We start from the raw sequence: 11,578 nt of genomic DNA on the forward strand, positions 1-11,578 counted from the left end.
GCCATGGAATCGGGCCAGACACACACATTTTCCGTCGGCCTGACCGGCGGCATCGGCTGCGGCAAGACCACGGTGGCCGACCTGTTCGGCGCGCTCGGCGCCTCGCTGGTCGACACCGACGCCATCGCCCATGCCCTCACCGCATCGCAGGGAGCCGCCATGCCGCCCCTGCTCGCCGAGTTCGGCGAAGACTTCGCCACGCCCGACGGCGCCCTCGACCGCGCGAAGATGCGCGAGCTCGTGTTCGCCGACCCCGGCGCCCGCGCCCGTCTCGAAGCGATCCTGCATCCACGGATTCGCGAAGCGACCGCTGCGGCAGCGGCCATCGCCACCGGCCCGTACGTGATCTTCGTGGTGCCGCTCCTGATCGAGTCCGGCACCTGGCGCGAGCGGGTCACGCGCGTGCTGGCAATCGACTGCTCCGAAGAGACGCAGGTCGCCCGCGTCATGGCACGGAATAGCTTGTCGGAAGCCCAGGTGCGCGCCATCATGGCGGCGCAGGTAACGCGCGCGCAGCGCCTGGCCGCAGCCGATGACGTCGTCTTGAACGACGATGGAATCGCCGCATTACGGCCCCAGGTCGAGCGCCTGCACGCGTTTTACATGGCCGAGACTGCGCGTCTCGCCGCTTCAACGATGCAGGGTTTGTAATTTTGCTCCGCATGGTTCAGAATCACGGAGCTGCTCGCCAGCCCACATTACGGGGAATGTCACTTTGATCGTCTACGAATATCCTTTCAACGAGCGCATTCGCACGTTGTTGCGGCTGGAGGACCTGTACGAGAAATTCAAGTTCTTTGTACGTCAGGAACATCCGATGCAGCACCATGTCGCGCTCTCGACGATCTTCGACATGCTGGAAGTGGCCGGCCGCGCCGACCTGAAATCGGACCTGCTGCAGGAACTCGAACGCCAGAAGCAGAGCCTGCTGGCCTACCGCAGCAATCCGAATGTCGCGCCCGAAGCGCTCGACGCCATCCTCGCCGAACTCGACCAGGTCAGCAGCGCCCTCGTGGCAAGCCAGGGCAAGACCGGCCAGAACGTGCGCGACAACGAGTGGCTGATGAGCATCCGCGGCCGCACCATCATTCCGGGCGGCGCTTGCGAATTCGACCTGCCCTCCTACCACGCCTGGCAGACACGCCCGTTCGAGCAGCGCCATGCCGAAATCATGGGCTGGTTCGGCCCCTTGATTCCGCTGTGCGATGCGCTCGCCCTCGTGCTGCGCCTGCTGCGCGATTCGGGACGCCCGACCAAGATGATCGCCGCCGCCGGCAGTTATCAGCAGATGCTGCAGGGGAAGGTCTACCACATGCTGCGCCTGGGCCTGGACGAGTCGCTTGGCGCGATTCCCGAGATCTCGGCCAACAAATACATGCTATGGGTACGCTTCACCACGCAAGGCGGCGATTTGAAGCCGAAGTCGCTGGAAGAAGACGTCCCGTTCGAGCTGACGCTCTGTAATTTCTAAAGTCGTAAAGTACCGCCATGACCGTTGTAGCCTGCCCCACCTGCGCCAAGAAAGTCGAATGGACCGCGGAGAACAAATTCCGCCCGTTCTGCTCCGAGCGCTGCCAACAGATCGACCTGGGCGCCTGGGCCGAAGAGAAGTACACCATCCCGGGTGCTGCGCCGAACGAGCTGCAGGACAATCCGCTGGACGACGAAGACAAGCACTAGCCTGCAACGATAGCGCACCGTATGGGGTCGTTGAGGCCAATGGCCTCAACGACGGGTTCACCGGGCACTTGTGCCCACGCGGTACGGAAGTGGATCATTGATTTGGCATCCCGCCGACACGTTTCGACTATTACCCGTGGTACCGCGTGGGCTCGAGAGCGGTTCGCCGCCCGGCCCCCCTAAGAAGAATGACGTGCTTCGTTACGCCGTTACGCTGATCCCGCCAGGCACCAGCACCGGCTTGTTGCGGCGGCCGTAGCGGTCCATGAACAGCCCTTCCAGCCCGATCTCCGGCTGGCGCCCCGATACCATATCGGCCAGCACACGCCCCGAGCCGCAGGCCATGGTCCAGCCCAGGGTGCCGTGTCCCGTGTTCAGGAACAGGTTGCGGTACGGGGTCGGGCCGACGACCGGCGTGCCGTCCGGCGTCATCGGACGCAGGCCGCACCAGAACTCGGCCTTCGACACGTCGCCGCCCTGCGGGAACAGGTCGGTCACCGAGTGTTCCAGCGTGTCGCGGCGCGCCTTGTGCAGGCTCAGGTCGTAGCCGGCGATCTCGGCGGTGCCGCCAACGCGGATGCGGTCGCCGAGGCGCGTGATCGCCACCTTGAAGGTCTCGTCCATCACGGTCGACTCCGGCGCGCCGGCGGCGTCCGTGATCGGCACCGTGATCGAATAGCCCTTCACCGGATAGACCGGAATATGGATGCCGATCTGCTTCAGGATCAGCGGCGAATAGCTGCCCAGCGCCAGCACGAAGGAATCGGCTTTCAGCTCGCCCTGCGAGGTCACGACGCCGGTGACGCGGTCGCCTTCGATCGAGAGGCGTTTGATCTCGACGCCGTGGCGGAATTTCACGCCCAGCTCCTGCGCCATTTTCGCCAGCGACTGGGTGAACTTGAAGCAGTCGCCGGTCTCGTCGTTCGGCAGCAGCAGGCCGCCGACGAACTTGCCGCGGACCTTGGCCAGCGCCGGCTCATACGCCTCGCAGCCGGCCGGGTCCAGCACTTTATACGGCACGCCATACTGCTGCAGCACGGCGATGTCGGTCGCCGCGCCATCGAGCTGCTTCTGGGTGCGGAACAGCTGCAGGGTACCCTGGCTGCGTTCGTCGTAGGCGATGCCGGTGTCGGCGCGCAGTTGCACCAGCACGTCGCGGCTGTACTCGGCCAGGCGCACCATGCGGCCCTTGTTGATGGCGTAGCTCTTGTGATTGCAGTTGGCCAGCATCTGGAGCATCCAGCGCCATTGAACAGGATCGAGTTTCGGACGCACGACCAGGGGGCTGTGCTGCATCGACAGCCATTTGACGGCCTTCATCGGCACGCCGGGACCGGCCCACGGGGACGCATAGCCGGGCGAGATCTCGCCTGCGTTGCCATAACTCGTTTCCATGCCGGCGGCCGGCTGGCGGTCGATGACGGTGACGTCGTGCCCGGCCTGGGCCAGGTAATACGCCGTGGTGGTGCCGATGACACCACTACCCAAGACGATGATTTTCACAGGGATCCTTCAACAGATTGGTTGACTGCTTTTTACCCCGCATAGCGCAGCTGATCGAGCCACGCGAGCAGGGGGATGGTGGCGGGCAGCAGCGGGATAAGGCCGACTGTCCCTTGCCACGCAAAGGCCTGGCCTTCCAGGCTTTGCGGTTCGCCGCGCCAGTCGCGGCTGATATAAAAATGGAGCCGCACATGGGCGTGCTCGTAGACGTGTTCGACGCAGCACCAGGGTTCGCCACTGACGATCCCGATGCCCAGTTCCTCGACGAATTCGCGCTGGAGGGCGGCAAAGATATCCTCGCCCGCCTCGACTTTACCGCCGGGGAATTCCCAGTAGCCTGCATAGGGTTTGCCCGCCGGACGCTGGCCGAGCAGCACGTCGCCGTTCGGGCGCATCAAGATGCCGACCGCCACATCGATCGGCCGGGCTGTCACTTCCTGCATGGCGGGTCCGTCCGGAAAATCCGATATTGTACGCTAGGCTGATGCGCAGGGCATGCCTGCCGATGCTGTGGGCGGTACAAAAAGGAGGAGTGGAATAACCTGGATGAATGGAGAACGCTTACGCCCGATCAGCCGCGTCGGCGAGCTTGCCGGCGTAGTCTTTCGCAAACTGCCAAGCGACGCGGCCCGAGCGCGAGCCGCGCGCCAAGGCCCATTGCAGCGCCGCGCCGCGCGCCGCCTCGATCTGTTCAGGCGTACAGCCAAAACTGGCCAGCCAGTGCGCTACGATCCCGAGGTAATCGTCCTGCCGGAACGGATAGAACGACAGCCACAACCCGAAGCGCTCCGACAGCGAAATCTTTTCCTCCACCGCTTCACCCGGATGCAGCTCGCCATCGTCGCCGTGGCCGTAGCCCGTGTTGTCCGACATTTTCTCGGGCATCAGGTGGCGCCGGTTCGAGGTCGCGTAGATCAGCACATTGTCCGACTGGGTCGCGATGCTGCCATCCAGAGCCACCTTCAGCGCCTTGTAGCCGGCTTCTCCTTCCTCGAACGAGAGGTCATCGCAAAAGATGACGAAACGCTCGGGGCGCGCCGCCACCAGGTCGACGATGTCGGGCAGATCGGCCAGATCGGCCTTGTCGACCTCGATCAGGCGCAGGCCCTGGTCGGCAAAGCCGTTCAGGCAAGCCTTGATCAGGGACGATTTACCGGTACCGCGCGCGCCGGTGAGCAGGACGTTGTTCGCCGGCCGGCGTGCCACGAACTGGCGCGTGTTCTGCTCGATCTGCGCTTTTTGCGCCTCCACATGCTGCAAGTCCTCGAAGCGGATGGTCGACGCGTGCAGCACGGGCTGCAGATAACAGCCGCCGCCCGTGGCGCGCCGGCGCCAGCGGAAGGCGAATGCGCGTTTGAAGTCGGGCTCGCGCGGCGCCGGCGGCAGCACCGCCTCGACCCGTGCCAGCAAGCCTTCGGCGCGGTGCAGGAACTGTTCGAGCGGCGTCATGCGAGTTACGAGCGGTAGTCGGCGTTGATGGTCACGTAGTCATGCGACAGGTCGCAAGTCCACACGGTGGCGCTGGCGTCGCCGCGTCCGAGGGTCACGCGCACCAGGATCTCGGCCTGCTTCATCACGCGCTGGCCGTCCGCTTCCTGGTAGCCCGGATTGCGTCCACCCGCTTTTGCGACCCAGACGTCGTCCAGGTACAGGTCGAGCTTGGTGACGTCGAGGTCGTCGACGCCGGCGTAACCGACAGCCGCCAGGATGCGGCCCAGGTTCGGGTCGGAGGCGAAGAAGGCGGTCTTGACCAGCGGCGAGTGGGCAATCGCATAGGCGATCTTTCGGCACTCCTCCAGCGTATTGCCCTCTTCCACCGTGATGGTGATGAACTTGGTCGCGCCTTCGCCGTCGCGGATGATCTGCTGCGCCAGGTTGCGCGAGATATCGGTGACCGCTTCCTTCAAGGCTTCGTAATCAGGTCCGCTCGCTTCATTCACGACCAGGCTGCCTGCGCCGGTAGCGATCAGCATGAAGGAGTCGTTGGTCGAGGTATCGCCATCGATCGTGATGCTGTTGAACGAGCGGTCGGCGGCGTACTTCACCAGTTCGTCGAGCACCGGCTGCGCCACTTTCGCGTCGAACGCCAGGTAGCCGAGCATGGTCGCCATGTTCGGCTTGATCATGCCGGCGCCCTTGCTGATGCCGGTCATGGTGACCGTGTGGCCGCCGATCGTCACGGTACGCGAGGCGGCCTTCGGCTGGGTGTCGGTGGTCATGATCGCTTCGGCGGCATTGAACCAGTTGTCCGCGGTGAGATTGGCCACCGCAGCCGGCAGGCCGGCGACGATTTTCGCCACCGGCAGCGGCTCGAGGATGACCCCGGTCGAAAACGGCAGCACCTGCTGCGCGTCGCACCCCAACAATTTCGCCACTTCGGCGCAGGTGGCCTGCGCACTGGCCAGGCCCGGTTCGCCGGTACCGGCGTTCGCATTGCCGGTGTTGACCACCAGCGCGCGAATCGGCTTGCCGCCGTTCTGGACGGCTGCCAGGTTGGCCTTGCTGACCTGCACGGGCGCCGCGCAGAAGCGATTCAGGGTGAACACGCCGGCGACGGTGGCGCCGTCAGTCAGGCGCATCACCAGCACGTCCTTGCGGTTGGGCTTCTTGATGCCGGCTTGGGCAAAGCCGATCTCGATGCCGGCGACCGGTTTCAGGTCGGCGGCGACGGGCAGGGGGGAATTCACGGCCATGGTGGTCTCAGTGGAAAAATTTCGAATCCGATATTGTACTGCGCGCGCGGGACGCGGTGCGCGGCGCTGGCGGCCATGCGCCCTCCCATGCTCCGGTTTCGTTTACGTCTGGAATGTGTATTTTGTCAACTACGCGTTTGAAGCGTCAATAAAATACATCAGTGCAATCGTGCGCGAGAGCAACATACCTATACTCGATCGGGCTTGGCGCGGCGTTCGTTCGGGCTGTCGCCTGGTGCGTGCCTGTGGCCTCCACGGGCTTAGAAAATCAAAAATCAGGAGACGGAAAATGAAGTTCACCATGAAAGTGCGGCTGCTTGCCGCGCTCTGCGCCGGCCTCGCAGCCGCGCCCGCCGTGTTTGCCGATGGCCAGCCGCGCCAGCTGACGGCGTCCGCCAAGCTCTACAAGCAATACTTCCAGGAAGCGTCCAAGGAGTTCGACGTGCCGGTCGAACTGCTCGAATCGATCGCCTATGCCGAAACCCGCTGGACCTCGCACGTGCCGAAGGGTCAACTGAAAAAGAATGGCGAGCCGCAGATCGAAATCGATCCCGATCCGCACCACGGCATGCCGCCCAGCTACGGCATCATGGGCCTGCGCAACGACACCTGGTTCGGCAGCTCCCTGACGCAGGGAGCGGCCCTGATCCGGGTCTCGCCCGATGTCGTCATTACTGACGCGCGCAGCAATATCCGCGCCGCCGCCGCCCTGCTCTCCCAGTATGGCGCGCGCAAGACCAAACACTTCCCGCTCGAGGACTGGGAAGGCGCCGTGGCGCGCCTTTCCGGCATCCCGCAGCCCGAGATCGCCCAGATCTACACCTATGAAATCCTGACCGCGATCCGCCAGGGACGCGAAGACAGCGGCTACAAAATCAACCAGCGCCATGTGGAGATGGAAAAAGTCTACGGCAAGGACAAGCTGAAAAAGCTGTCCGCGCGCCGCATCACGATCGAGACCGGCGTGCCCGATCCGAAGATCTCGGCACCCGATTTCAGCGACGCGCCAGCCAAGAACAAATAAGGAGACCGATCCATGAAAACAAGCATGAATGGCTTGCTCGCGAGCCTGGCCCTGGGCGCTTCTGTCCTGCAGGCCCTCCCCGCCAGCGCCTCGACCGACTATCCGCCGGCGATCTGGAACCCGGCAGCGACCTGCAACTACTCGACGCGCACGGCGGCGATCAGCCACGTGACGATCCACACCACGCAAGGCTCGTATGCGGGCTCGATCTCGTGGTTCCAGAACTGTCAGGCCGGCGTCAGCGCGCACTATGTGGTGCGCTCCTCGGACGGCCAGGTAACGCAGATGGTGCGCGAAACCGACAAGGCCTGGCACGTCGGTAACTCGAACGGCTACACGATCGGCATCGAGCACGAGGGCTATGTGAACGCCCCGTCCACTTGGTACACCAGCGCCATGTACAACGCCTCGGCCGCGCTGACGCGCGACATCCTCGCTTCGCGCGGTCTGTCGCAGAAGGTGTATGACGGCAGCAGCGGCTGGAACGCGGTGCCGTCCGACTCCGTCTACAACGTCAAAGGCCACGTCAACTTCGCCAGCCAGAGCCATACGGATCCGGGTTCGGGCTGGGACTGGCCGCGCTACAAGACGCTTGTCGCAGGGGGAACGAGTGGCGGTGGCGGCAGCGATGCGGCGCTCACCTGGCCGCTGGTCCAGTATGGCAACACGGGCGAACGCGTGCGCACGATCCAGTACCTGCTCCAGCAATGGGGCTACACGCTCACCGTCAACGGCAGCTTCGACACCGCCACCCAGAACGCGGTGAAAAACTTCCAGTCCTCGCGCGGTCTCGGCGCCGACGGCATCGTCGGTAACGCCACCTGGCCGGCGCTGACGGTCGTCACCCAGCAGGGCGATTCGGGCGCGAAGGTGCGTGCGGTGCAGAGCCAGTTGAATGAAAGCGGCTATGGGCTGACCGTGGACGGCGTTTTTGGGGCCGGCACGAATACGGCGGTGCGCAGCTTCCAGAGCTCGAAGGGACTGGGCGTGGACGGCATCGTCGGCGACAACACCTGGAGCAAGATGGCCTGGTGATTGCCGGTGTGAGAAAGCCCGCCCGGTTTGCGCCTGGCGGGCTTTTTTTGCCAGCAAGCCTACGGGTTTGTTCTCCCATCTGACATAAAAAAAGGCGCCCCGCAGGGCGCCTCCTCATGCTACGAGCGCAGGCTTACGCCAGCTTGCCGTGACACTGCTTGAACTTCCTGCCGCTGCCGCAAGGGCATGGATCGTTGCGGCCGACCTTCACACCCAGGTAGGTGCTGTGGTCTTCGGCGGCGACCGGCGTGGAGGACGGCGTGGCGATCGGCGCCAGCAGTTCCTCGGGCGCGGCCGACGGGTTGAAGTCGGAGTGCTGGTAGTTGATGTTCTCCAGCTGCGCATGCTGCGCCGCCATGGCCGCTTCCGCCGCCTCGACTTCTTCGCGCGACTGGATGCGAACCGTCATCACGGTGCGAATGACTTCGTTCTTGATCTGGTCCAGCATGCTGCCGAACAGCTCGAACGCTTCGCGCTTGTATTCCTGCTTCGGGTTCTTCTGCGCATAACCGCGCAGGTGGATGCCCTGGCGCAGATGGTCGAGCGCGGCCAGGTGTTCGCGCCAGTGGGTGTCGACGCTTTGCAGCATGACGTTGCGCTCGAAGCCGCCGAAGGATTCCTTGCCGACGACAGCGATCTTGCTGCTGTACGAGGCCTCGGCCGCGGCCAGCACCTTTTCCAGGATGTCGTCGTCGTTCAGGTTCGGCTCGTCGACCAGCATCTGCTCGAGCGGGACGTCGAGCGCCCATTCCGAAGCCAGTACCGACTGCAAGGACTTGATGTCCCACTGCTCTTCGACCGATTCGGCCGGCACGTGGGTGCGCACCACGTCGGTGTAGGTGCCGGCACGCAGGGAGGCGATCAGTTCCGAGATGTCGGCCGCTTCCAGCAACTCGTTACGCTGGGTGTAGATCACCTTGCGCTGGTCGTTGGCGACGTCGTCATACTCGAGCAGCTGCTTCCTGATGTCGAAGTTGCGGGCCTCGACCTTGCGCTGGGCGGTCTCGATCGAACGGCTCACGATGCCCGCCTCGATCGGCTCGCCTTCCGGCATTTTCAGGCGTTCCATGATGGCGCGCACGCGGTCGCCGGCGAAGATGCGCAGCAGCGTGTCATCCAGGCACAGATAGAAACGCGAGGAGCCCGGGTCGCCCTGGCGGCCCGAACGGCCGCGCAGCTGGTTGTCGACACGACGCGACTCGTGGCGCTCGGTACCGACGATGTGCAGGCCACCCGCGCCCACCACATGGTCGTGCAGCGATTGCCATTCGTCGCGCAGCTGCTGCGATTGATGCGCCTGCTCGGCTTCCGACAGCGTGTCATTCGCTTCGATGATCTGGATCTGCTTCTCGACGTTGCCACCCAGGACGATGTCGGTACCGCGGCCGGCCATGTTGGTCGCGATCGTGATCATCTTCGGACGGCCCGCCTGGGCGATGATTTCCGCCTCCCTGGCGTGCTGCTTGGCGTTCAGGACGTTGTGTGGCAGGCTGGCACCGGTCAGGATACCGGAGAGCATTTCCGAGTTCTCGATCGAAGTCGTGCCGACCAGCACAGGCTGGCCGCGCTCGTAGCAATCCTGGATGTCCATCAACATCGCGTTGTACTTTTCCTGCGCCGATTTGTACACCTGGTCCTGGCGGTCCTTGCGCTGCGACGGACGGTTCGGCGGGATGACGACGGTCTCGAGGCCGTAGATTTCCTGGAACTCGTAGGCTTCGGTGTCGGCCGTACCGGTCATGCCGGACAGCTTGCTGTACATGCGGAAGTAGTTCTGGAAGGTGATCGAGGCCAGGGTCTGGTTCTCGTTCTGGATGCGCACGCCTTCCTTGGCTTCGACGGCCTGGTGCAGGCCGTCGGACCAGCGGCGGCCCGTCATCAGGCGGCCGGTGAATTCGTCGACGATCACGACTTCGTTGTTCTGCACCACGTAGTGCTGGTCCTTGTGGTACAGGACGTGGGCGCGCAGCGCCGCGTACAGGTGGTGGATCAGCGTGATGTTGGCTGCGTCGTACAAGGACGCGCCTTCCGGCAGCAGGCCCATTTTGGTGAGGATGGCCTCGGCGTTCTCGTGGCCGGCCTCGGTCAGCAGCACGGTGTGCGCTTTTTCGTCCTTGATGTAGTCGCCCGGGACTTCGATGACGCCCTTGCCGTCCGAGGTTTCTTCGCCAATTTGCTGGACCAGCTGCGGCGGCACTTCATTGATGCGGTGGTACAGGTCGGTATGATTCTCGGCCTGGCCGGAGATGATCAAAGGCGTACGCGCCTCGTCGATCAGGATCGAGTCGACCTCGTCGACCACGGCGAAGTTCAGGGTCCGCTGCACGCGTTCGCGCGCTTCGTAGACCATGTTGTCGCGCAGGTAGTCGAAACCGAATTCGTTGTTGGTACCGTAGGTGATATCGGAACCGTAAGCGCTCTGCTTGGTGTCGTGGTCCATCTGCGACAGGTTCACGCCCGTCGTCAAACCCAGCCAGCCGTACAGGCGGCCCATCGAGTCGGCGTCGCGCTGCGCCAGGTAATCGTTGACGGTAATGACGTGCACGCCCTTGCCGGACAGCGCATTCAGGTAGACCGGCAGGGTTGCCATCAGGGTTTTACCTTCACCCGTGCCCATCTCGGCGATCTTGCCTTCGTGCAGGACCATGCCGCCGATCATCTGGACATCGAAGTGACGCATCTTCAACACGCGCTTGGCGGCTTCGCGGCAGACGGCAAAGGCTTCCGGCAGGATGGCGTCGAGCGTTTCGCCCTTGGCGACACGGTCCTTGAATTCGGGGGTCTTGGCCTGAAGGTCGGCGTCGGACAGCGCCTCCATTTGCGGCTCGAGCGCGCTGATCTGACGCACGGTTTTTTGATATTGCTTGAGCAGCCGCTGGTTGCGGCTACCGAAAATCTGGGTCAGTAATGACATGCTAAGTTTCTTAAAAAGACGCCGCAAAAAGAGCCAGGGATGATATCAAAAACGATACCTACTCAAGACCGACGGTGGCATAAAGCGAGTGATTTTATCATGCGATGCGGCCACACTTGGGGATGATAGGCAGGATAACAAGTGTCGTGCTCGAAAGAATGTTGTCAAATTGGCTCGATTGCGACACTTTACCGCGCCGACTATGCGCATATGGTATGTTGCGGCCCTGTAGCCCACTTTTTTCTTCCCGCTCGATGCACATCTACGGCACCCGCAACCGCAAGACCTCGTTCGACGTCACGGATTTCCTGCGTTCGAACGAACGGATGGCGAGCCTGTTGCCGACCGCGCTGCGCATGGCCGACCTGCAGCGCGACGTCGGGGTCGCCCTGCCGTCGATTGCGGGCAATTGCGACGTGCTTTCGTTCCAGGACGGCTTGCTGATCCTTGCCGTGCCGAGCTCGGCCGTCGCAGCACGCCTGAAGCAGAACTTGCCCAAGTTGCAAAGCACCTTACTGGCGCGCGGCTGGCACATCACCACGCTGCGCCTGAAGGTGCAGGTGACGCGGGCGATGCCGCCGCAGGTGCAGACGCGTGTGCTGGAATTGCCGCCGACGGCGGTCGATGCGTTCGAGGAACTGGGAGACAGTTTGCCCGACACGCCCCAGAATGCGGCGCTGGTGGCGGCGATCAAGCGATTGGCGGCGAAGCGGCGGTAGATGGACGCCT

Annotated in this window: 11 protein-coding genes; 6 read left to right on the top strand and 5 right to left on the bottom strand. The window is 63.6% G+C overall.

Going from position 1 to position 11,578, the window contains the following annotated elements:
• Positions 1 to 3 precede the first annotated feature (3 nt).
• From coaE to yacG, 3 genes are all read left to right on the top strand, one after another.
• Positions 4 to 651, top strand: a complete 648-nt coding sequence (gene coaE, locus ACHAC9_RS09215) for a dephospho-CoA kinase (protein WP_435759339.1) — start codon at positions 4 to 6, stop codon at positions 649 to 651.
• Positions 652 to 715: 64 nt separating this feature from the next.
• Positions 716 to 1,471, top strand: coding sequence for a cell division protein ZapD (gene zapD / locus ACHAC9_RS09220; protein WP_435759341.1), 756 nt, complete (start codon positions 716 to 718; stop codon positions 1,469 to 1,471).
• 17 nt (positions 1,472 to 1,488) lie between these two features.
• Positions 1,489 to 1,680 carry a DNA gyrase inhibitor YacG gene (yacG, locus tag ACHAC9_RS09225; RefSeq protein WP_435759343.1) on the top strand — a complete coding sequence of 64 codons (192 nt, stop codon included), beginning with the start codon at positions 1,489 to 1,491 and terminating at the stop codon, positions 1,678 to 1,680.
• A gap of 201 nt (positions 1,681 to 1,881) precedes the next feature.
• On the opposite strand, the gene ACHAC9_RS09230 is transcribed toward yacG, so the two are convergent.
• The 4 genes from ACHAC9_RS09230 to argJ form a co-directional block, all read right to left on the bottom strand.
• Entirely contained in the window at positions 1,882 to 3,183 is a 1,302-nt protein-coding gene (locus ACHAC9_RS09230) for a D-amino acid dehydrogenase (RefSeq protein WP_435759345.1), read from the bottom strand.
• Positions 3,184 to 3,215: 32 nt separating this feature from the next.
• The gene (locus ACHAC9_RS09235) at positions 3,216 to 3,626 is read right to left on the bottom strand and encodes an NUDIX domain-containing protein (protein WP_435759347.1); all 411 of its coding nucleotides are present in this window, start codon (positions 3,624 to 3,626) and stop codon (positions 3,216 to 3,218) included.
• A 118-nt stretch (positions 3,627 to 3,744) separates the two neighbouring features.
• Positions 3,745 to 4,632, bottom strand: coding sequence for an ATP-binding protein (locus tag ACHAC9_RS09240; RefSeq protein ID WP_435759349.1), 888 nt, complete (start codon positions 4,630 to 4,632; stop codon positions 3,745 to 3,747).
• Positions 4,633 to 4,637: 5 nt separating this feature from the next.
• Positions 4,638 to 5,876, bottom strand: coding sequence for a bifunctional glutamate N-acetyltransferase/amino-acid acetyltransferase ArgJ (gene argJ / locus ACHAC9_RS09245; RefSeq protein ID WP_435759351.1), 1,239 nt, complete (start codon positions 5,874 to 5,876; stop codon positions 4,638 to 4,640).
• A 289-nt stretch (positions 5,877 to 6,165) separates the two neighbouring features.
• On the opposite strand from argJ, the gene ACHAC9_RS09250 reads away from it, so the two are divergent.
• Together ACHAC9_RS09250 and ACHAC9_RS09255 are read left to right on the top strand one after the other, a co-directional pair.
• Positions 6,166 to 6,900 carry a hypothetical protein gene (locus tag ACHAC9_RS09250; protein ID WP_435759353.1) on the top strand — a complete coding sequence of 245 codons (735 nt, stop codon included), beginning with the start codon at positions 6,166 to 6,168 and terminating at the stop codon, positions 6,898 to 6,900.
• A gap of 12 nt (positions 6,901 to 6,912) precedes the next feature.
• Positions 6,913 to 7,935, top strand: a complete 1,023-nt coding sequence (locus tag ACHAC9_RS09255; RefSeq protein ID WP_435759355.1) for a peptidoglycan recognition protein family protein — start codon at positions 6,913 to 6,915, stop codon at positions 7,933 to 7,935.
• Between the two features lie 133 nt (positions 7,936 to 8,068).
• Here the strand turns inward: ACHAC9_RS09255 and secA are convergent, their stop codons facing one another.
• Positions 8,069 to 10,849, bottom strand: coding sequence for a preprotein translocase subunit SecA (secA, locus tag ACHAC9_RS09260; protein ID WP_435759357.1), 2,781 nt, complete (start codon positions 10,847 to 10,849; stop codon positions 8,069 to 8,071).
• 254 nt (positions 10,850 to 11,103) lie between these two features.
• Between secA and ACHAC9_RS09265 the strand changes: the two genes are divergently transcribed.
• Positions 11,104 to 11,568 carry a DciA family protein gene (locus tag ACHAC9_RS09265; protein WP_435759359.1) on the top strand — a complete coding sequence of 155 codons (465 nt, stop codon included), beginning with the start codon at positions 11,104 to 11,106 and terminating at the stop codon, positions 11,566 to 11,568.
• The last annotated feature ends 10 nt before the right edge of the window (positions 11,569 to 11,578 follow it).

This window comes from Massilia sp. CMS3.1 (assembly GCF_051262535.1).
In the GTDB taxonomy this organism is placed as follows: Bacteria; Pseudomonadota; Gammaproteobacteria; order Burkholderiales; family Burkholderiaceae_D; genus Telluria.